This window comes from Mycobacterium sp. NPDC003323, assembly GCF_053589535.1.
This window is the reverse complement of the sequence record NZ_JBSFSB010000005.1, coordinates 176,796-197,593: the sequence shown is the minus strand read 5'-3', so window position 1 is coordinate 197,593 and position 20,798 is coordinate 176,796. Positions and strand designations below refer to the sequence as shown.

19 protein-coding genes and 2 tRNA genes are annotated in these 20,798 nt (G+C 66.6%); 7 read left to right on the top strand and 14 right to left on the bottom strand.

All coding sequences use genetic code 11. The annotated features are described in order from the left end of the window. Nucleotides 1-45 precede the first annotated feature (45 nt). Nucleotides 46-119 (bottom strand) — tRNA-Gly (locus tag ACWDUN_RS15015). 126 nt (nucleotides 120-245) lie between these two features. On the opposite strand from ACWDUN_RS15015, the gene ACWDUN_RS15010 reads away from it, so the two are divergent. From ACWDUN_RS15010 to ACWDUN_RS14995, 4 genes are all read left to right on the top strand, one after another. Further along, nucleotides 246-319, top strand: a tRNA-Pro gene (locus ACWDUN_RS15010). A gap of 42 nt (nucleotides 320-361) precedes the next feature. After that, nucleotides 362-1,891, top strand: coding sequence for a trigger factor (gene tig / locus ACWDUN_RS15005; protein WP_449929894.1), 1,530 nt, complete (start codon nucleotides 362-364; stop codon nucleotides 1,889-1,891). Nucleotides 1,892-2,001: 110 nt separating this feature from the next. Beyond that, nucleotides 2,002-2,601 (top strand): ATP-dependent Clp protease proteolytic subunit, encoded by a 600-nt coding sequence (locus ACWDUN_RS15000; protein ID WP_449930185.1) that lies wholly within the window; start codon nucleotides 2,002-2,004, stop codon nucleotides 2,599-2,601. Further along, entirely contained in the window at nucleotides 2,598-3,224 is a 627-nt protein-coding gene (locus tag ACWDUN_RS14995; RefSeq protein ID WP_449929892.1) for an ATP-dependent Clp protease proteolytic subunit, read from the top strand. Before ACWDUN_RS15000 ends, ACWDUN_RS14995 begins: the two co-directional genes overlap by 4 nt. Nucleotides 3,225-3,280: 56 nt before the next feature. On the opposite strand, the gene ACWDUN_RS14990 is transcribed toward ACWDUN_RS14995, so the two are convergent. Both ACWDUN_RS14990 and ACWDUN_RS14985 read right to left on the bottom strand, forming a co-directional pair. Beyond that, on the bottom strand, nucleotides 3,281-4,192 hold the full coding sequence (locus tag ACWDUN_RS14990) for a hypothetical protein (protein WP_449929890.1): 912 nt from the start codon (nucleotides 4,190-4,192) through the stop codon (nucleotides 3,281-3,283). A gap of 153 nt (nucleotides 4,193-4,345) precedes the next feature. Continuing rightward, nucleotides 4,346-4,717 carry a DsrE family protein gene (locus ACWDUN_RS14985; protein ID WP_449929888.1) on the bottom strand — a complete coding sequence of 124 codons (372 nt, stop codon included), beginning with the start codon at nucleotides 4,715-4,717 and terminating at the stop codon, nucleotides 4,346-4,348. A gap of 164 nt (nucleotides 4,718-4,881) precedes the next feature. Here ACWDUN_RS14985 and ACWDUN_RS14980 point away from each other — a divergent pair, with 164 nt between their 5' ends. Both ACWDUN_RS14980 and clpX read left to right on the top strand, forming a co-directional pair. Further along, nucleotides 4,882-5,157, top strand: coding sequence for a hypothetical protein (locus ACWDUN_RS14980; RefSeq protein ID WP_449929886.1), 276 nt, complete (start codon nucleotides 4,882-4,884; stop codon nucleotides 5,155-5,157). A gap of 300 nt (nucleotides 5,158-5,457) precedes the next feature. Continuing rightward, nucleotides 5,458-6,738 carry an ATP-dependent Clp protease ATP-binding subunit ClpX gene (clpX, locus tag ACWDUN_RS14975; protein WP_449929884.1) on the top strand — a complete coding sequence of 427 codons (1,281 nt, stop codon included), beginning with the start codon at nucleotides 5,458-5,460 and terminating at the stop codon, nucleotides 6,736-6,738. 51 nt (nucleotides 6,739-6,789) lie between these two features. Here clpX and ACWDUN_RS14970 read toward each other — a convergent pair whose 3' ends face one another. The 3 genes from ACWDUN_RS14970 to ACWDUN_RS14960 all read right to left on the bottom strand — a co-directional run bounded on the left by ACWDUN_RS14970 (nucleotide 6,790) and on the right by ACWDUN_RS14960 (nucleotide 11,277). After that, the gene (locus tag ACWDUN_RS14970) at nucleotides 6,790-8,097 is read right to left on the bottom strand and encodes a glycosyltransferase (RefSeq protein ID WP_449929882.1); all 1,308 of its coding nucleotides are present in this window, start codon (nucleotides 8,095-8,097) and stop codon (nucleotides 6,790-6,792) included. An 80-nt stretch (nucleotides 8,098-8,177) separates the two neighbouring features. After that, nucleotides 8,178-8,999, bottom strand: a complete 822-nt coding sequence (gene fdhD / locus ACWDUN_RS14965; protein WP_449929880.1) for a formate dehydrogenase accessory sulfurtransferase FdhD — start codon at nucleotides 8,997-8,999, stop codon at nucleotides 8,178-8,180. Continuing rightward, nucleotides 8,992-11,277, bottom strand: coding sequence for an FdhF/YdeP family oxidoreductase (locus tag ACWDUN_RS14960; RefSeq protein WP_449929878.1), 2,286 nt, complete (start codon nucleotides 11,275-11,277; stop codon nucleotides 8,992-8,994). The genes fdhD and ACWDUN_RS14960 overlap by 8 nt, the downstream gene beginning before the upstream one ends. A gap of 83 nt (nucleotides 11,278-11,360) precedes the next feature. Here ACWDUN_RS14960 and ACWDUN_RS14955 point away from each other — a divergent pair, with 83 nt between their 5' ends. Next, nucleotides 11,361-12,278, top strand: a complete 918-nt coding sequence (locus ACWDUN_RS14955; protein WP_449929876.1) for a LysR family transcriptional regulator — start codon at nucleotides 11,361-11,363, stop codon at nucleotides 12,276-12,278. Between the two features lie 7 nt (nucleotides 12,279-12,285). Here the strand turns inward: ACWDUN_RS14955 and ACWDUN_RS14950 are convergent, their stop codons facing one another. From ACWDUN_RS14950 to iolC, 8 genes are all read right to left on the bottom strand, one after another. Continuing rightward, entirely contained in the window at nucleotides 12,286-13,134 is an 849-nt protein-coding gene (locus ACWDUN_RS14950) for a sugar phosphate isomerase/epimerase family protein (RefSeq protein WP_449929874.1), read from the bottom strand. A 111-nt stretch (nucleotides 13,135-13,245) separates the two neighbouring features. Continuing rightward, on the bottom strand, nucleotides 13,246-14,121 hold the full coding sequence (locus tag ACWDUN_RS14945) for a sugar phosphate isomerase/epimerase family protein (RefSeq protein ID WP_449929872.1): 876 nt from the start codon (nucleotides 14,119-14,121) through the stop codon (nucleotides 13,246-13,248). A 1-nt stretch (nucleotide 14,122) separates the two neighbouring features. Further along, nucleotides 14,123-15,154 (bottom strand): Gfo/Idh/MocA family protein, encoded by a 1,032-nt coding sequence (locus ACWDUN_RS14940; RefSeq protein ID WP_449929870.1) that lies wholly within the window; start codon nucleotides 15,152-15,154, stop codon nucleotides 14,123-14,125. A 12-nt stretch (nucleotides 15,155-15,166) separates the two neighbouring features. Continuing rightward, entirely contained in the window at nucleotides 15,167-16,087 is a 921-nt protein-coding gene (locus ACWDUN_RS14935) for a sugar phosphate isomerase/epimerase family protein (RefSeq protein ID WP_449929868.1), read from the bottom strand. 14 nt (nucleotides 16,088-16,101) lie between these two features. Continuing rightward, the gene (gene iolD, locus ACWDUN_RS14930) at nucleotides 16,102-18,051 is read right to left on the bottom strand and encodes a 3D-(3,5/4)-trihydroxycyclohexane-1,2-dione acylhydrolase (decyclizing) (protein ID WP_449929866.1); all 1,950 of its coding nucleotides are present in this window, start codon (nucleotides 18,049-18,051) and stop codon (nucleotides 16,102-16,104) included. Between the two features lie 3 nt (nucleotides 18,052-18,054). Continuing rightward, nucleotides 18,055-18,924 (bottom strand): 5-deoxy-glucuronate isomerase, encoded by an 870-nt coding sequence (gene iolB, locus ACWDUN_RS14925; protein WP_449929864.1) that lies wholly within the window; start codon nucleotides 18,922-18,924, stop codon nucleotides 18,055-18,057. A 2-nt stretch (nucleotides 18,925-18,926) separates the two neighbouring features. After that, nucleotides 18,927-19,811 (bottom strand): Cgl0159 family (beta/alpha)8-fold protein, encoded by an 885-nt coding sequence (locus ACWDUN_RS14920; protein ID WP_449929862.1) that lies wholly within the window; start codon nucleotides 19,809-19,811, stop codon nucleotides 18,927-18,929. Then, a complete protein-coding gene (gene iolC, locus ACWDUN_RS14915; protein WP_449929860.1) occupies nucleotides 19,804-20,790 on the bottom strand; it encodes a 5-dehydro-2-deoxygluconokinase in 987 nt (328 codons plus the stop codon). The genes ACWDUN_RS14920 and iolC overlap by 8 nt, the downstream gene beginning before the upstream one ends. Nucleotides 20,791-20,798 lie beyond the last annotated feature (8 nt).

The window sequence follows — 20,798 nt, the reverse complement described above, 5'->3', positions numbered from 1 at the left end:
AAAAACGGCCCTACCAGCATTTCCGCCGGTAGGACCGTTCTCGCGTGGAGCGGGCGACGGGAATCGAACCCGCGTAGCTAGTTTGGAAGACTAGGGCTCTACCATTGAGCTACGCCCGCATGCGTGCATCGGAGACTGTACCGGCGAAGGCGCGATCAAATCCAATTGATGGCGTCACGACACTTGCCCGTAGTATCTCGCGTGGTCGGCGTGCGTGCGTGCCGACCGGGCAGGCACGGTGAGCACGGGGTGTAGCGCAGCTTGGTAGCGCATCCGCTTTGGGAGCGGAAGGCCGCAGGTTCAAATCCTGTCACCCCGACCGTACGAGCAACACGGAAACACACATACAAGGAGTAACGCAGTGAAGAGCACCGTCGAGAAGTTGAGCCCGACCCGGGTTCGGATCAACGTGGAGGTGCCCTTCACCGAGCTCGAACCCGACTTCGACAAGGCGTTCAAGGACCTCGCCCGCCAGGTCCGTCTCCCCGGCTTCCGCCCGGGCAAGGCCCCGCGCAAGCTGCTGGAGGCCCGCATCGGCCGCGGCGCCGTGCTCGAGCAGGTCGTCAACGACGCGCTGCCCAGCCGCTACAGCGAGGCCGTCACCTCCGCGGAGATCCAGCCGCTCGGCCAGCCCGACATCGAGGTCACCAAGCTCGAGGACAACGAGGAGCTGGTGTTCACCGCCGAGGTGGACATCCGCCCCGAGATCGAGCTGCCGGACCTGAGCGCACTCAACATCACCGTCGACCCGATCGAGATCGCCGACGATGAGGTCGACACCGAACTGCAGAATCTGCGCGCCCGCTTCGGCACCCTGACCGGTGTCGAGCGCCCGGCCGCCGAGGGTGACTTCGTCTCCATCGACCTGTCGGCCACCGTCGACGGCACCGAGGTTCCCGAGGCCGCCACCGAGGGCCTGTCGCATGAGATCGGCTCCGGTCAGCTCATCGAGGGTCTCGACGAGGCCATCGTCGGTCTGCAGGCCGGCGAGTCCAAGGTCTTCACCACCACGCTGGCCGCCGGCCCGCATGCCGGCCAGGAGGCCGAGGTCACCGTCAAGGTGAACTCGGTCAAGGAGCGCGAGCTGCCCGAGGCCGACGACGAATTCGCCCAGCTGGCAAGCGAATTCGACACCATCGACGAGCTCAAGGAGAGCCTGGTCGAGCAGGTCAAGCGGGTCAAGCGCATCCAGCAGGCCGAGCAGATCCGCGACAAGGCGCTCGAAGCGCTGCTCGAGGACGTCGAGGTCCCGTTGCCCGAGGCCATCGTGCAGGCGCAGGTCGACGACACCCTGCACAACTCGATCCACCCCATGGAACACGATGAGGACAAGTTCAACGAGAGCCTCACCGAGCAGGGCAGCAGCCGCGAGGAATTCGACGCCGACAACCGCAGCAACGCCGAAAAGGCCGTCAAGACCCAGCTGCTGATGGATGCCGTCGCCGACAAGCTCGACATCCAGGTCGGCCAGGCAGACCTGACCGAGCGTCTGGTGCTGATGTCGCGCCAGTACGGCATCGAGCCGCAGCAGCTGCTGCAGGTGCTGCAGCAGAACAACCAGCTGCCGGCCATGTTCGCCGATGTCCGTCGCGGCCTGACCATCGCCGCGGTGGTGCACGGCGCCACCGTCACCGATACCGAGGGCAACGTGGTCGACACCACCGAGTTCTTCGGACCGGCCGGCGGCGAACAGGCCGCCGAGGCCGAGGCGGCCGAGGATCTGGCCATCGATGACACCGACGGCACCGACGGCGCCGAGGACGTCGATACCTCGGAGGCCGAGGCCGAGGACTCCGCCGACGAGAAGTCGGAGAAGAAGGCGAAGAAGGAAAAGGCCGAGAAGAAGGCCAAGAAGAAGTCCGACAAGAAAGATCAAGACGCGGACGAGTGACGCTGTGAGCGAAAGCGCGCCTTTTGCGGCGTGCTCTTCGCCGCGCGTTCGTTAATGTCGGTGAACGAGTACGACAACTCGAAGAAAGCAGGTATCCAGCCGTGACTGACATGCGTGGTGGCACGTCGGGGCTCAACCTCATCGACTCGGTATATGAGCGTCTGCTCGCCGAGCGCATCATCTTCCTGGGCACCCAGGTCGATGACGACATCGCGAACCGGTTGTGCGCGCAGATTCTGCTGCTGGCCGCGGAGGACCCCACCAAGGACATCCACCTGTACATCAACTCGCCGGGTGGTTCGGTGACCGCCGGTATGGCCATTTACGACACCATGGTGCTTGCGCCCTGCGATGTGGCCACCTACGCGATGGGTCTGGCCGCCTCGATGGGCCAGTTCCTGTTGGCGGCCGGCACCAAGGGCAAGCGTTACGCCCTGCCGCACGCGCGCATCATGATGCACCAGCCTTCGGCGGGTATCGGTGGCAGCGCCGCCGATATCGCCATCCAGGCCGAGCAGTTCGCCTTGACCAAGAAGGAGATGAACCGGCTCAACGCCGAGTTCACCGGTCAGACGCTGGAGCGGGTGGAAGCCGACGCGGACCGTGACCGCTGGTTCACCTCCGCAGAGGCGCTGGAGTACGGCTTCGTCGACCACATCATCACCAGTGTCAGCGTCAACGGCGAGGGACCAGGAGCAGGTATCAAATGAATCCGATGCAGTCGCGCTACATCCTGCCGTCGTTCATCGAGCACTCCAGCTTCGGCGTCAAGGAGTCCAACCCGTACAACAAGCTGTTCGAGGAGCGCATCATCTTCCTCGGCGTGCAGGTGGACGACGCCTCGGCCAACGACATCATGGCCCAGCTGCTGGTGCTGGAGTCGCTGGATCCCGATCGAGACATCACGATGTACATCAATTCCCCGGGTGGCTCGTTCACCTCGTTGATGGCGATCTACGACACCATGCAGTACGTCCGTGCCGACATCCAGACCGTCTGCCTCGGCCAGGCCGCCTCGGCCGCCGCGGTGCTGCTGGCCGCGGGAACCCCCGGCAAGCGGCTGGCGCTGCCGAACGCCCGTGTGCTGATCCATCAGCCCGCCGTCGGCGGTGCGATCCAGGGGCAGGTGTCCGATCTGGAGATCCAGGCCGCCGAGATCGAGCGCATGCGCAGCCTGATGGACACCACGCTGGCCCGCCACACCGGCAAGGACCCCGCGGTCATCCGCAAGGACACCGACCGCGACAAGATCCTGACCGCCGAGGAAGCCAAGGATTACGGCATCATCGACACGGTTCTGGAGTACCGGAAGCTGTCGGCGCAGAACGCCTGATCACCAGTACCGAATACTCGACCCCGGTTCGCCTCGCGAACCGGGGTCGAGTGTTTTCAGGCCTCGGCGGCTGAGTCGGCTTCCTCGGACGACTCTGTCGGCGAGTCGGCGGTGTCCGTCGGGGCTCGATCGGTACCGGGGTCCTTCTCGACGTCGTCGTCGGGTTCGTCCGTGGTCGGCTCCTCGACGCCGATGTCCGCAGCCTCGTCCGCGACCGGTTCGGACGCCTCCGGCGCCAGCGAATCGCCGAGCGCATCCTCGGGCTCGGTCGCGTCGGCCTCGGTCGGTGCGCCGTCTTCGGCGGGGGCCTCGGTGCTGACGGACTCCTCCGTGGCGAGCGTGGTCTCGGCGACGACGACGTCGTCGGTCTCCGTGCCGAAGGGCTCCCGCTGTGGCGGTTCGTTCTCGATCACCGGATCGGCGTCGACGGGTGCGGGTTCGGTGACGTCGGCGGACTTCGCTGCCTGGGCGGATGATCCGGAGGCGGGCACCGCCACGGCCCCGGACAGCGCGGCTGCGGGCGGCCCGAACAGTCCGCCGATGCTCTTGACGACCCCGGCCAGCGCGTCCTCGATGAGCATCGCCACCGAAGCCGCCGCGGTCCCGATGAACGAACTCAACAGCATGAACGCGAAGAACGGCGGAGCGACGATCGCGTTGAGGGCGTCGTTGTCGAGCGCCGGCCGCACGATGGCATATACCGTCCCGACCACGGCCCGCACGGTCGCGACGATCAGCGACGAGATCGGGTGCGCGAACTCGATCGGAAGCGCCGCGGCGTTCGGAGCAGGGGACACAGTGGTTCCACCACCTGACCCGAAGATCGGTGTGATCAGCTCCGTGAAGGTGTCGACGTGTTCGATCAGTTCGGGCAGCGTGATGTCCAGTGGGGCCGAGGTTGCGGTGAGCGCGACGGCCGGCGCCGTCCCGTGCACGGGTGGTGCGGCGGTCGCCGGTGGGACAGACACGCTCGACGCGAGTAGACACGTGCACGCGACGGCGCCGATGAGAGACCGCTTCGGCTCGTACATGATCGTTCCTTCCCCTGGAGTGACGCTTCGTGACCGGAATTGTCGGTCGCGTCGGCGGCAGGGGAACCGAGTAGGACGGCACTCAAGTTTTCAATAGCTGAAGGTCGTCGCGCCGTCGCCGATCCACTCCCACAGTTGCACGGTGCCGCCCGGCTCGGCGCCGGCGATGAAATTGCCGGCATCGAGTTGCTTGGACTCGATGCAGATCGGGCAGACGAGGTAGCGGCCGCCGGCCTTCTGGTAGCGCTCCATCAGCGCGGCCAGCGGTGGGCAGCCGGCGCAGGCGGTGGCGACGGCCACCCCGGGCACCATGAGTCGGACGGCCTCCTTGGTCAGGAACATCATCGTCGGGCGTCCCGACTCCGCGGCCCCGACCGCGACCAGAAAGGCCACGGTCACTTTCTCGGCATCTTCGAGGCCGGTGGTGAGGCTGATCGCGGCCTTGTTCGTTGTGTTGGTCATGGCTTCATCGTTCTCTCGCGGGCACCGCAGGGATATGGGGCGTATCACCCACTTCTGCGCCGGACGCATGGGTAGTTTGACGTTTGCGTCAAAAAAGCCGCGGATTGTCGGTCCGGGATGCAACGCTGATGCCGGATCGGGTCGGATCGAGGGGAGATATGGCGATGAGGCGAAACGGGACGCGTATCGGGGTCGGATTGGTCGCGGGAGCAGGTCTGCTGCTCGTGCAGCTGGCGACAGCCGCGATCGGCCAGGCCGAAGAGCCGGTGTGCCCGGCCGGGACGTACTGGAATCCGGCGGTGGTGAAGTGCCTGCCTTACGGCGTCAACCCGGTGGTCGGGCCGGTGGGACCGGTCGGGGTCGGCGGCGTCGTCGGCCCGGTGGGTGTCGGTCCGGTCGGTCCCGGTCCGGTGGGTCCCGGTGGCCTCGGACCCCGCTGACCGGATAACCCGATGTTTGCCGGCTGGTGCGGACGGTATCGTGGAGGGCGGCGAGCTGCCCGTCGCGACCTGGTCGTTTACACCGCGATCGCATCACGGCGGCGACACGCCAGGGACACGGTCCGCGTGCCGCCGGGTGGCGAGCCATCAGGAGGGATATGTTCTCCTGCACGCGAACAAATACCACCGACGCGATTCGGCCCTTCGGTCGCACCGTGACGGAACGAACGGGTAGCGTCGGGTTATCACCCGGGGCAACCCACATTGAGTGACGGCGAACAGGAAGTAGGACCCTCCCACATGGCGCGCATCGGAGACGGCGGAGACCTGCTGAAGTGCTCGTTCTGTGGAAAGAGCCAGAAGCAAGTCAAGAAGCTCATCGCAGGGCCTGGTGTGTACATCTGCGACGAGTGCATCGATCTGTGCAACGAGATCATCGAAGAGGAGTTGGCTGACGCCGACGACGTCAAACTCGATGAGTTGCCCAAGCCTGCCGAGATCCGGGAGTTCCTGGAGGGCTACGTCATCGGTCAGGACACCGCCAAGAAGACACTCGCCGTGGCGGTCTACAACCACTACAAGCGCATCCAGGCCCAGGAGAAGACGCGCGATTCCCGCGCCGAGCCGGTGGAACTGGCCAAGTCCAACATCCTGATGCTCGGGCCGACCGGTTGCGGCAAGACCTACCTGGCGCAGACGCTGGCCAAGATGCTCAACGTCCCGTTCGCCATCGCCGACGCCACCGCGCTCACCGAGGCCGGCTACGTGGGTGAGGATGTCGAGAACATCCTGCTCAAGCTCATCCAGGCCGCCGACTACGACGTCAAGCGCGCCGAGACCGGCATCATCTACATCGACGAGGTCGACAAGATCGCCCGCAAGAGCGAGAACCCGTCGATCACCCGCGACGTCTCCGGTGAGGGTGTGCAGCAGGCCCTGCTGAAGATCCTGGAAGGCACCCAGGCTTCGGTTCCCCCGCAGGGCGGCCGCAAGCACCCGCATCAGGAATTCATCCAGATCGACACCACCAACGTGCTGTTCATCGTGGCCGGTGCGTTCGCGGGTCTGGAGAAGATCGTCTCCGACCGGGTCGGCAAGCGCGGTCTTGGCTTCGGCGCCGAGGTGCACTCCAAGGCCGATATCGACACCCAGGACCACTTCGCCGAGGTCATGCCCGAGGACCTGATCAAGTTCGGTCTGATCCCCGAGTTCATCGGCCGCCTGCCGGTCGTTGCCTCGGTGACCAACCTGGACAAGGAGTCGCTGGTCCAGATCCTGTCGAAGCCGAAGAACGCTCTGGTCAAGCAGTACACCAGGTTGTTCGAGATGGACGGTGTGGAGCTGGAGATGACGCCGGAGGCGCTCGACGCGATCGCCGATCAGGCCATCCACCGCGGCACCGGCGCCCGTGGCCTGCGCGCCATCATGGAAGAGGTCCTGCAGCCGGCGATGTACGACATCCCCAGCCGCGACGACGTCGCCAAGGTGGTCGTCACCAAGGAGACCGTGCTCGACAACGTGCTGCCGACCATCGTCCCGCGCAAGCCCTCGCGCACCGAGCGTCGCGACAAGAGCGCCTAGGCGCCCGAACCACAGCGAAAGCCCCCGCCGGTCGGCGGGGGCTTTCGTGTTTCACGCGCGCACACTGATCCGGTGCTCGGCGACCACCTCGTCGAGCAGCCGCGCGATCTCGGCCACGCCGTCGCGCTGCGCAAAGGCGGCCTCGAAGGCCCGGGCCCGCTCGCGGTAGCGCCCGCCGTCGAGAACCTCGCGGACCGCGCTGCGTACCTGTTCGGGCGTCGGCGTTCCGGTCCGCAGATTCACCCCGACACCGAAGTGCTCGACCCGGGCGGCGACCTCCGGCTTGTCCTCCGTCTGGCCGGCCACCACCAGTGGCACACCGTCGGACAGTGCCCGCTGCACCGCGCCGTAGCCGCCGTTGGTGACCATCACGTCGACCATGGGCAGCAGGATGTCATGCGGAAGATACTTGGCGGCAAAGGTGTTGGCGGGTAACGGCACCCGCAGCTGGGACAGCGGTCGGCCGCCGGTGGTGACGACGACGGTGACGTCCTCGTCGGCCAGTGCGGTGACGGTCGGCTCGATCAGTCGGCCCAGGTCGGCGTTGTCGACGGTGCCCTGGGTGACGTGTACGACCGGACGGCCGCTCTGCAGGACGTGCCACCAATCCGGCGGCATGAACCCGCCGCTCGGCAGTGGATTGACTGCGCCGACGAAACGCACATGATCGGGCAGATCGCTGCGGTGATACTCGAATTCGGGGATGGTCGGCACGATGACACGGTCGGCCAGTGCGGCGCAGTCCAGCACGAACACCGGCAGGCGCGGAAGACCCATCGCGGTGAGCATCCGATCGGCGGCGCGGTGCGCCGGGCGCAGCAGCACGTGGTGAGCGAGCACCGTGAGGGCCCGGTTGCGTAACCGCCCGATCGCGCCGGGCATCGGGGTGATCCCGGGACCGCCGGGTGCGGTATCGCGACTGGTCAGGAAGAGCGGGGTGGTGGTGTAGCTGAGGATCGGCGGCCGGGGCATGCTGTCGTCGAGCAGGTAGGGCAGCGTGCCGAGGAAGAACGCGTCGGTGATGATCGCGTCATAGTCGTTGTCGGCCAACAGTTCCTGCAGAGCGCTGAACTGATAGGGCATCGGTCGCACGAAGACGTGTTCGACGTCGAAATTGATCCGTGCGATGCCCGACGTTTCGGCGCGGCCGGGTAGGTCGGCGTCGAAGGCCGAGTCCTCGTAGTCGGCGGCCGCCGGCAGTGGGCGGGCCTCGGCCCCGACGGCACGGATCTTGTCGGCGTGGCGGGAACTGGTGAGCACGGTGACGCGGTCACCCCGGGCCACCAGACCGCGCGCGACGTTCAGCAGCGGCGAGATGTGTCCGATGGGTGGGCAGCAGGCGATGAGGATCTCGGGCATGGGACAAGATGCTGCGTGATCCTTCGGTGTCCGGACTTGGAGGTTGTCTGGAGATTCGGTGGAGATCGCAGGTAGAAGGCTCAGCCGAGGCGGTCGGGCCGACTGTAGACGTTCATCGAGTCGCCGCGCAGGAAGGCGACCAGCGTGAGCCCGGACTGCGTGGCCAGGTCCACGGCCAGTGAGGACGGCGCCGATACCGCCGCCAGCACCGGGATACCGGCCATCACGGCCTTCTGGGTCAACTCGAAGGAGGCGCGGCCACTGACGAGCAGCACGGTGCCGGTCAGCGGGACACGGTCGGATTCCAGCGCCCAACCGATCACCTTGTCGACCGCGTTGTGCCGACCGATGTCCTCGCGCACCACCAGCGGTTCACCGTCGGTGTCGAACAGGGCGGCGCCGTGCAGTCCTCCGGTCGCCGCGAAGACCTTCTGCCGGTCACGCAATTTGTCGGGCAGACTCGCCAGCGTCTCGGCGGACACCGTCGACGGGTCGTCGCCGGGGCCGTGCTTGCTGCTCAGCCGAACCGCTTCCAGTGAGGCCTTACCGCAGACGCCGCACGAGGAGGTCGTATAGAAGTTGCGGGTGACATCGACATCCGGCAGCGCGACGCCCGGTGCCAGTGTCACGTCCAGCACGTTGTAGGTGTTGAGTCCGTCCGGTCCTGCGCCACTACAGTATTGGACCCGTGCGATGTCGGATCGTCGGGTGATCAGGCTCTCGGTGAGCAGAAAGCCTTGCGCCAGTTCCACATCGGAGCCCGGGGTCCGCATGGTCACCGTCAGCGGCGTGCCGTTGACGCGTATCTCCAGCGGCTCCTCGACCGCGAGGGTCTCCGGTCGGGCGACGGCGGCGTCGGCCGTCACGTGCTGCACCCGGACCCGGGTGGTCACCCTACCCATGCTTTTCCAGCCTCACCACGACCGCCTTGGACACCGGCGTATTGGACCGGGCCGCAACATGATCGAGCGGCACGAGCGGGTTGGTCTCGGGGTAGTAGGCCGCCGCATTGCCGACCGGGGTGGAATACGGGACCACCCGGAATGCCTCCGCGCGGCGTTCCTGACCGTCGAACTCGGACACCAGATCGACGATGTCACCGTCGGCGAGGCCGAACGCGGCGATATCGGCCGGATTGACGAACACCACGCGGCGTCCGCCCTTCACACCGCGATAGCGATCGTCGAGGCCGTAGATGGTGGTGTTGTACTGGTCGTGGCTGCGCATGGTCTGCAGCACCAGTCGCCCCGGCGGTACCGGCACCCACTCCACGGGATACGTCGCGAAGTTGGCCTTGCCGGTGCTGGTCGGGAACTCGCGCGAATCGCGTGGGGGATGGGGCAGCTGGAAACCGTCGGGGGCGCGGACCTTGCGGTTGTAATCGGCACATCCGGGTACGACGTCGGCGATCGCGTCCCGAATGGTGTCGTAATCGGCGTTGAAGCTGCTCCACGGCACCGGATGGTGCGGGCCGAACAGTGCCTGGGCGAGTTGGCAGATGATGCTCACCTCGCTGCGCACCTGCTCGCTGGGCGGGTGCAGGCTGCCGCGGGAAAGGTGCACCATCGACATCGAATCCTCGACGGAAACCAGTTGTTTGCCACTGGTCTGGACATCGCGGTCGGTGCGGCCGAGGGAGGGAAGGATCAGCGCGGTGCGGCCGTGCACCAGATGGCTGCGGTTGAGCTTGGTCGAAACCTGCACCGTCAGGGCGCAATTGCGCAGCGCAGATTCGGTGACCTCGGTGTCGGGGGTGGCCGAGGCGAAGTTTCCGCCCATCGCCATGAACACCTTGGCCTTGCCGTCGCGCATCGCCCGGATGGCGTCCACGGTGTCGTAACCATGCTCGCGAGGGCTGACGATGCCGAACCTGGTGTCGAGCGCGTCGAGGAAAGCGTTGGGCACCTTCTCCCAGATGCCCATGGTGCGATCGCCCTGGACGTTGGAGTGCCCGCGGACCGGGCACAGACCGGCGCCGGGCTTACCGATCATGCCGCGCAGCAGCAGCAGGTTGGAGATCTCGGCGATGGACGGCACCGCATGCTTGTGCTGGGTCAGACCCATCGCCCAGCACACGATGATGCGCTGAGCGCCGGCCATCATGTCGGCGACCTTGTCGAGCTGGGCGCGGTCGATACCCGTTGCCGACGATACGGTCTCCAGGTCGACCTCCCGGGTCCGGCGTTCGTAGCTGTCGAACCCGGCGGTGTGCTCGGCGACGAATTCCCGGTCGACGATGGTGCCCGGCGCCGCGTCGTCGGCCTCGAACAGCAACCGGCCCAGACCGGCGAACAGCGCCATATCGCCGCCGATACGGATCTGCACGAACTCGTCGGCGATGGGCACCCCGTCGCCCACGACGCCGTGCACCTTCTGCGGGTCCTTGAACCGGATCAAACCGGCCTCCGGCAGCGGGTTGATCGCGATGATCTTGGCGCCGTTGGCCTTTGCCTTCTCCAGGATGGACAGCATGCGCGGGTGGTTGGTACCGGGATTCTGTCCCGCGATGACGATCAGGTCCGCCACGGTCATGTCCTCGACGGTGACCGAGCCCTTGCCGATGCCGATCGCGTCGATGAGTGCGGTGCCCGAGGATTCGTGGCACATGTTCGAGCAGTCCGGCAGGTTGTTGGTGCCGAAACTGCGGACCAGCAACTGGTACAGGAAGGCGGCCTCATTGCTGGTGCGCCCCGAGGTGTAGAACACCGCCTCGTGCGGGCTGGCCAGCGCGCCCATCTCGGCGGCGATCAACCGGTAGGCGTCATCCCAGGCGATCGGACGGTAGTGCTGCTCGCCGGGGTGCAACACCATCGGTTCGGTGAGGCGACCCTGCTGGGACAGCCAGTACTCGGGCTTCTCGGACAGTTCGGCGATCGAGTGGCGGGCGAAGAACTCGCGCGTCACCGTGCGTCTGGTGGCCTCCTCGGCGACCGCCTTGGCGCCGTTCTCGCAGAACTCGGCGACCTTACGTCCGCCGTGCTCCTCTGGCCAGGCGCAGCCCGGGCAGTCGAAACCGTGCCGTTGATTCAGTCGCGTCAGCGTGGCCGCGGTGCGGAGCGGACCCATCTGCTCGAGGGCGCGTTGCATGCTGACCATCACGGCCTTGACGCCGGCGGCCTCGTCCTTGGCGCCGGTGACGACGACATCGTCCTCGTGGTAGGTCGCGTCGATGTCGGTCATGACTCCAACCTAGCCCTGGGGTCCGATAACGCGGGCCAGATCATATTTGCCATTTCACATGCAGTGATAGACGCTATCTATCGATGGCCAACGACATCCAGCTGCAGCACCTCGACTACCTGCTCGCGCTGGCCGCCGAACGACATTTCGGGCGCGCCGCGGCCCGCTGTCACGTGAGTCAGCCGACGCTGTCGGTGGCCATCCGTCGGCTGGAGCGCGACCTCGGCATTGTCATCGTGCAGCGCGGACACCGGTTCGAGGGGTTCACCGAGGAAGGCCGCCGAGTGGTGGCCTGGGCGCAGCGCATCGTCGCCGAACGCGATGACATGCTCACCGATATCGACCGGATGCGGGGACGGCTGACGGTCACCGCGCGTATCGGCGCGATCCCGACCGCGGTGCCGGTCAGCCCCGTCATCTCAGCGGAGTTCCTGTCCCGGAATCCGGCGGCCTCGGTGCGCATCGAGGCGTTGTCGTCGCGGGAGATCGCGCGCAGGCTGGCGGACTTCGAGATCGACGCCGGTCTGACTTATCTGGACGACGAGGCGCCCCCCGGGACGCGGTCGGTCGAGTTGTACCGGGAGCAATATGTCCTGCTCGCTCGGGAGGACCATCCGCTGCTGGCTGCGGCCGAGGTGGCGTGGTCGGACGCCGCCGAGCTGGAGTTGTGCGTGCTCACCACGACGATGCGCAACCGCCGCATCCTGGATGCCAACATGGCTGCCGAGGGTGTGCGGTATCGCCCGGCGGTGGAGGCGGATTCGGTGGATGCGCTGTACGCGCACCTGACAGGTTCGGGGCGTGCGACGATCGCCTCGACCGCGTGGCTGCCCACGCTGGGGCTGCCGCAGGGGTTCGCCGCGCGGCCGATGGTGCAGCACGGTGCCCGGCCGGCCATCGGTCTGGTGGTGCTGGACCGGGTGCCGGCCTCCATCGTGGCGGCCGCGCTCGTCGAGGTGGCGTCCGGGCTGGATCTCGGCGACCACCTCGACGGTTGGTGAATGGGGGCTAGAGCACCGTCAGGGCGGAGTCGGCGGCGAGTTTCAGGGCTTCGGCCACCGGGAGCTCGCGGAAGGCATCCGACAGGATCTCCACGCCCCAGGGCCCGCGGAACTCGAAGTACCGCAGCACCGCGACCAGCCCGGCCAGATCGAAAGCGCCGTCGCCGCACAGTAGGCGGTTGTGCACGGTGTCCTCGAAGAGGCTGCCCACCGCCGCGTCGGCGGCGTCGTCGAGTTCGACTCCGAAGATCATTTCGGGGCTGAGTGCGCGGGCCAGATCGCCGATCGTGGTGCCGGCGCGGAACACATGCCAGGCGTCGATCACCAATCCGACGGCCGGATGTGCTGCGGCACGGACGAGTTCGGCTCCGGTCGGGATGGTGTCGACGGTCGAGAAGGGCATCGGCTCGATCGCGATCCGGGTGCAGTGCTCCTGCGCCTCGTCACCCAGTTCGCGCAGCGGTGCCACCAGCTCAGTGAGATCGCTTGTGCGGCTGCCTTGTTCGGATCCGATCTTGATGAACGCCGGGTAGAGCGCGTCGGCGGCCTCGAACAGTAGATCCCGCACATCGTAGGAATGCCCGAGCCGACCACGCGGAATCCACCAGCGCTCGATCAATTCGATCTCGATGTGGGTCAGGCCGGCCCCGGCAGCCATATCGCTCAGCGCATCGAAACCGACGGAATCTCGGATCACCCGCAGGTCATCGGCGATCAGACCGAACCCGGTGAACCCGGCCTCTGCGATGGCCGTGATGCGGTCGGCGATCGGGACCGGGCTGGTCGCCGGGTTGTGCATCGGGGAGACATCGCCTGCGCTGGTCCACGCACTCGCGACGAGTTGGTGTCTGGTCACGGTTCTCCTCATCGTGAGCGTGCGTGAAGTTCGCCCCCGAGCGCGCGTGTCGTCCCACAGACACGCACGCTCGCCGGGATCAGTCTGTGCGGGGGCGGAGCTGGTCGTGGATCACTTTCCGTATTTCGAGACGTATTCGGTCATGGTCTTGAGTTGGTAGCGGGACACCTCGTGGGCGGTCTCGTCCTCGGCGAACACCGAGGACACCATGACGGTGTCGTCGCGGTCGTAAAAGCCCAGTTCGGCCAGGCCGCCGAAGAATTCGTCCCAGTCGATGTCACCGTCACCGATCTTCAGGTGCTGATGCACACGCACCGGGTTGCCGGGCGGATTGGTGATGTAGCGCAGACCGTGGCTGCGGTGGTGGTCCATGGTGTCGGCGACATGCACCAGGCGCAGCTTCTCGCCGGCGGCGCGCATGATCTCGGTCATGTTGCCACCCATGTGGTAGCTGTGGCACGCCACGTACACCATGCCGATATTGGGGGAGTTGACCCCGCGGATGATGCGGACCGCTTCCAGCCCGTCCTCGACGAAATCGTCAGGGTGCGGGTCGATCCGGACGTCGATGCCCTCACGCTCGATGATCGGCAGCAACTCCTCCATCGACCGGAAGAAGGCCCGCTCGGACTCCTCGGCCTTTTCCGGGCGGCCGGAGAACTCGGTGTTGATCACGTTGACGCCCAGATCGACGGTGATCTGGATGACGCGTTTCCAGTTGCGCACCGCGGCTTCGCGGGCGTCCGGGTCCGGGCTGGACCAGCGCAGCACCGGCAACACCGAGGCGATCCCGACACCCGCGTCGGCGCAGGCCTTGCGGAACTTGGACACCAGGTCGTCATCGGCGCGGGGATGGTTGAAGAACGGGATGAAATCCCGGTGCGGGGTCAGTTGCAGATACTCATATCCCAGCTCGGCCACCAACTGCGGGAAGTCCAGCAGTGCGTGATCGTGGTGGAAGGGGGTGGGATCGAGGGCGATCTTCACCTCAGGCGCCCCTGATGGACGCGCGGTCGACCATCGTCACCTCGACCGGCAGACCGGTGCTCAGCGACTCGACGCCGGCCTCGCACACGGCCGAGGACGCATATCCGTCCCACGCCGTGGGACCGTCGGTGTAATCACCCGTCTCGGCGCCGGCGTGAACCGCGTCCACCCAGCGCTGGAACTCGGTGTCATAGGCCTGTCCGAACCGCTCGCGGAAACCGGGCGTGATCTGGCCGCCGCGGGTGCCGTTGCTGTGTGAGCGGACCAGTCCGACATCGAGACCGATCATGGCGCTGCCCTTCTCGGCCACCAACTCGGTGCGCACCTCATAGGCGACATCGGTGGTGACGAACAGTTCGACATCGACATGCTTGCCCGAGGCGGTGCGCATGATGGCGATCTGCGGGTCGGCCAGCCCCTCCGGCGCACCGGGATTTGGCGACGGCTTGATGATCTGGATGGAGGTGATCTCCTCGTCGAACAGGAAGCGGGTCACGTCGACCTCATGCACCAGCGAGTCCCGCACGACCATGGAGCTGTCGAATCCGGACGGGACCGCAGGGTTGCGATGGGTACAGTGCAGGACGAGTGCTCGGCCCAGATCACCGGAGTCCAACAGCGCCTTCAGCTTCGCGTACTCGTGATCGAAGCGTCGCATGAAGCCGACCTGGATGAGGCGCTTGCCCAGCTCGGCTTCGCGCTTGACGACCTCCAATGACGTTGCGACGTCGGTGGTCAGCGGCTTCTCGCACATCACCGGTTTGCCGTGTTCCAGGCAGGCCAGCAACTGCTTCTCGTGGGTGGGGCCGGGCGTGGCCAGCACCACCGCATCGACGTCCGGGTCGGCGATCGCGTCGAGCGGATCGGCGATGGCCCGGCAACCATCGATACCCGCCGCGATGTGCTCGGCCTTCTCGGTGACGTAATCGTTGACCACGACGACCTTGGCGCCGGAGATCTTCGTGTTCAGGCGCGCGACATGGTCGGCGCCCATGATGCCGACACCGAGGACGGCTACGCGGAGGTCAGACATGACTTGGTTCTCCTACTTGAAGCGCACGGACGGGATGCCACAGGAACCCAGGTACTTCTGGGTGCGCTTGGCGATGGGCAGGGGAGCGTCGACCGCGCAGGGGTACATGTCCTGCTCGACGATCGCGAACACGTCGATGCCCAGCTTCTCGATCTCGGCGAGTAGCGGTGGCATCTCCGGGATCCCCAGCGGCGGTTCGATCATCGCGCCGAGCTTGACGGCCTCTCCGAAGGGTAGGTCCTCGGCCTCGACCTTGGCGCGCACCTCGGGATCGACCTGCTTGAGGTGCAGGTAGCCGATGCGCTCCGGAGCCCGGCGGATGATGGCGATGTTGTCGCCGCCGCAGTAGCTGATGTGACCGGTGTCCAGGCACAGGTTGACGAATTCGCCGTCGGTGCCGTCGAGGAAGCGGTAGACGTTCTCCTCGGTGTCGACATGGCTGTCGGCGTGCGGGTGGTACTGGGCACGGACACCGTACTTCTCGTACATGGCCTTGCCCAGCTCGTTCATGCCCTGGGTCTTCTTGCGCCACTGCTCGGGAGTGAGATTGCGATCCTCCAGCACGGCACCGGTGGCAGGGTCGCGCCACATCTCGGGGATGACGACGACATGCTTTCCGCCGACGGCGGCGGTCAGCTTGGCCACGTCCTCGATCTGGGTCCACACCGAGTTCCATGCGTCGTCCCCACGGAATCCAGATTGATGCAGGTGCTCGAACACCGTGCCTGCAGACAGCTTGAGGTTGCGCTTGCCGAGCTCGTCGAGCAGTTGCTGCGGATCGGTCGGTAGGTACCCGTAGGGGCCGAGTTCGATCCATTCGTAACCGGATTCGGCGACCTCATCCAGGAAGCGGGTGTACGGGGTCTGCTGCGGGTCATCAGGGAACCAGACACCCCAGGAGTCCGGTGCGGATCCCACCAGGATTGACGACATTCGGTGCGTCCTTCTCAGCGATCTGACGGGTTGATGAGCGGGCGCTGGACCTTCTTCCAGTCCGCATACCGTTGGTAGGCGGTCCGGGTGGACTCCAGCGTGGACGTCTCGCTGACCGGGACATCCCACCAGGAGAAGCTGTCCGGGGCGTAGATCCGGGGATCGGTCTCGACGTAGATGACCGTGATGCGGTCGGCGGCCTTGGCGACCTTGACCGCGTCGGTGAACTCTGCCGCGGTGGCGACCTTGATGACGTCGGCGCCCAGGCTGGCGGCGTTGGCGGCCAGGTCGACCGGCAGTGTGTCGCCGTCGAGGCGCCCGTCGGCACCGCGGTAACGGTAGGCGGTGCCGAAGCGTTGCGAGCCCAGTGACTCGGAAAGCCCGCCGATGGACGCGAATCCGTGGTTCTGCACCAGTACCGGGATGATCTTGACGCCTTCTTGTACGGCCGTGGCGATCTCGGTGGCCATCATCAGGTAGGAACCGTCGCCGACCATGACGAACACGTCACGGTCGGGCGCGCCCATCCGGACGCCGATACCGCCGGCGATCTCGTACCCCATGCAGGAGAACCCGTACTCGACGTGGTAGCCCTTGCGGTCGCGGGTGCGCCACAGCTTGTGCAGATCACCGGGCATCGAACCGGCCGCGCACACCACGACGTCACGCGGCTCCGACAGCGTGTTGACCAGACCGATGACCTGGTTCTGGTTGAGTTGCACACCTTCTTCGGTGGCATAAGCCGAAGCGACGGTTTGCTCCCATTCGGCGGCCAGATCGCAGACCCGGGAACGGTATACGTCGCTGACGGTGTAACCGGACAGTACCGTTCCCAGCGCCTCGATCGCCTCGCGCGCATCGGACACGACGCTGATCCCGCCTTGCTTGACCGAGTCCGGCGAGGCCACATTGATGTTGATGAACCGCACGTCGGGATTGTTGAACGCGGTGCGCGACGCCGAGGTGAAATCGCTGTAGCGGGTGCCGATCCCGATGATCACATCGGCATCGGCGGCCAATGCGTTGGCCGCGGTCGTTCCGGTCGAGCCGATCGCCCCGACGCTCTGCGGATGGTCGTAGTTCAGCGAACCCTTACCGGCCTGGCTCTCGGCGACCGGAATCCCGGTCTGCTCGCAGAACGCCGCCAACGCCTCCTCGGCAAACGAATAGTGCACGCCGCCGCCGGCCACGATGAGCGGCTTGGTGGCCGAGGCGATGACCTCGGCGGCACGCGCGATCACCGACCGCTCGGGCAGCGGACGGGCGATATGCCAGGTGCGCTCGGCGAACAGGGATTCCGGCCAGTCATGCGCCTCGGCCTGCACATCCTGCGGGATGGACACCGTCGCCGCACCCGTCTCGACCGGGTCGGTCAGCACCCGCATCGCACCCAGCAACGCGGCGGGCAACTGCTCGGGTCGCCACACCCGGTCGAAATATCGGGACAGCGGCTTGAAGGCGTCGTTGACGGTGACATCACCTGAAGACGGCAGCTCCAGTTCCTGCAGCACGGGGGAGCTGACCCGGGTGGCGAAGGTGTCGGCGGGCAGCAGCAGCACCGGTAGCCGGTTGATGGTCGCCAGTGCGGCTCCGGTCAGCATGTTGGTCGAGCCGGGTCCGACACTCGCGGTGACGGCCCAGGTCTGCAGCCGGTCCTTCTGCCGGGCATAGGCGACGGCGCTGTGCACCATGGCCTGCTCGTTACGGCCCAGCACGTACTTCATGCCGGGTTCGCGGCCTGCTTCCAAGGACTCGTTCTCGTCCTGCAACAGTGCCTGGCCCAGGCCGGCCACGTTGCCGTGACCGAAGATGCCGAAACACCCGGCGAAGAACTTCGTCCGTTCGCCGTCGTGCTCGACGTACTGGTTGGCCAGGAACCGAATGGTGGCCTGGGCCACGGTGAGTCGCACGGTGGCCTCGGTGTCCGCCAGTTTCTCGGTGGATTTCGGCGCGGTGGAAACCACGGGTCAGGCTCCTTGTGTCTTGCGCATCGGCAGGCGCGGATCGATTTCCTGGTGTTCCCAGCTGCCACGCAGCCAGGTGTGGTCGGGGTTGTCGCAGATCAGCCAGGCCCGCTCGGGCCCGGAACCGGCCATCACGTTCAGGTAGTACATGTGGTGGCCGGGCGCGGCGATCGACGGGCCGTGGTAGCCGTGCGGCACCAGCACGACGTCGCCGGAGCGGACCTCTTCGAGTACCTCGATGGGTCGCTCGGGAGTGCCGAAGACCCGGTGGTAGCCGAATCCCGTTGTCCCGGATGGGCTGTCGTCGATCTCGAAGTAGTAGATCTCCTCCAGCTGGGTTTCGACGTCGCTGTTCTCGTCGTGCTTGTGGGCGGGGTAGCTCGACCAGTTGCCGCCGGGGGTGATCACCTCGCAGGCGATCAGCGAGTCGGCCTCGAAGGTCGTGGCGGTGCCGAAGTTGTGCACCTGGCGGCTGCAGTTTCCCGCACCGCGTAATTCGACCGGGACATCGGCGGCGGCGAGGTGGCGATTCGGGAAGGACCGCTGGGCCCGCGCACCGCAGACGGCGATGCGGCCATGCCCGGACAGGGTGTAGGTCTGGTCGATGCCGATGTACACCATATCGGCGGGTCCGTCGAAAACCGATGCGCGCGGCGATAGTTCGAATGTCGCGCCGTCACACGAGACGGTGCCGCCGCCGGACAGCGGCAGGATCATCACCTCGGTCGCGCCGGTGCTGCGGGTCACCGAGCCGGCGGCATCGAGGTCGACGACGTGCAGGCTGGACTCGGCCCAGCCGGCCGACTCGGGGGTCACGTCGACGGTCAGCGGTGCCGTCGCGCTACCGGCGGGCACATACCATTTCGAGTTCATCGTCACCTCACCATCGCCACGGCCGTGGACACGGCTCCGGCGACATCGTCATCGGGCGGGTACAACAGCGTGCGGCCGACGATCAGGCCCTTGACGGCCGGCAGCGCAAGTGCCTTCTCCCAACTGGCGAAGGCCTCATCGGGGTCGGTGGGGTCACCACCCAGGAGCAATGTCGGCATGGTCGTCGCCTCCATCACCCGGTCCATTTCGTCGACGACGGGCAGCTTCATCCAGGTATAGGCCGAGGTCGAACCCAGACCCTGGCTGATGTGCACGGACTTGATGACGGCATCGGGGGTCAGATCGTTGCGGACCTTGCCGTTCACCCGCGTCGACAGGAACGGTTCGAGCATGGCGATCAGCCCGTGTGCGGCCAGCTCGTCGACCGCCTGGGCGCAAGAAGCCATGGTGGCGACGGTGCCGGGGTCATCGAGATCGATGCGGCACAGCATCTTTCCGCCGTTCATCTTCGCCGCGGCGGTCGACGCGGCGGTGGCACCGGTCATCCGGTCGTCGAGCTCGAAGCTCGCGCCGGCCAGTCCGCCGCGGTTGAACGAGGAGAACACCACCTTGTCCTCGAGCGCGCCGAGCAGGACCAGATCGTCGAGGATGTCGGCGGTGGCGAGCACCCCGTCCACGCCGGGATCGGCGAGGGCCGCGCGCAATCTGTCCAGCAGGTCGACCCGACTGTTCATGGCGGTCGGCCGGTCACCGACGGCGAGCGCGCCGCGGGCGGGGTGATCGGCGGCGACGATCATCAGGCGGCCGTCGTCGCGAACCGTCGGCCGGGTGGTGCGGGCCTGCCAGGCTTGCGCAACGGCGGCCGGGTTCGAGGTACGGATCTCGGTGACGTCGGCATAGCTCTTGGCGGGGGCGGACCTAGACATTGACGGCCTCCACGGCGGTCTGTTCGGCGAGTTCGGCCACCTCGGCGGCGGTCGGCATCGCGGTTGAGCATTCGAGGCGGGAGGCGACGATGGCACCCGCGGCATTGGCGTAACGCAACGTCTTCTCCAGCGACCAGCTGTGCAGCAGGCCGTGGATGAGGCTGCCACCAAAGGCATCTCCGGCGCCCAGGCCGTTGACCACTTCGACTTCGTTGGGCGCGACGGTCACCGAGCTGTGCTTGGTCTTGCCGAGCACACCGCGCGGGCCCTGCTTGACGATGGCCAGTTCGACCCCGAGGTCCAGCAGCGCATCGGCGGCCTTGTGCGGGATGGTCTCGCCGACGGCGATCTCACATTCCTCCCGGTTGCCGACGGCGACGGTGACGTGCTGCAAGGCCTTCTGCACCTGCTCGGACGCGGCGGCCGGGGTCTCCCAGAACATCGGCCGGTAGTCGAGGTCCAGGACCGTCAGCGGCTTTCGTGCGCGCGCCTCCCATGCCGCGAAGTGGGCGCTGCGGCTGGGCTCCTCGGACAGGCCGGTGACCGTCGACCAGTACAACCGGGCGTCGCGCACGGCGTCGGTGTCGATCTCCTCGGCGGTGATCTGCAGGTCCGGTGCCGAGGGCTTGCGGTAGAAGTACAGCGGGAAGTCGTCGGGCGGAAAGATCTCGCAGAAGGTGACCGGGGTGGGGTACGCACCGTGGGTGCGCACGTAGCGGTTGTCGACGCCCAGGCGAGCGAGCTCGTTGCGCACGTACCGGCCGAAGGGGTCGTTGCCGGCGCCGGAGATGAGCGCGGCGCGGTTCCCCAGGCGGGCGGCGGCGACCGCGACGTTCGCGGCGCTGCCGCCGAGGAACTTGCCGAACGATTCGACGTCTTCGAGTCCGACGCCTGTCTGCAGGGGATAGACGTCGACGCCGGCTCGCCCGATGGCGATCACATCGAACGGTTCCGTGCTGGACGGCCTTTCAGAGGACACTGTGGCTC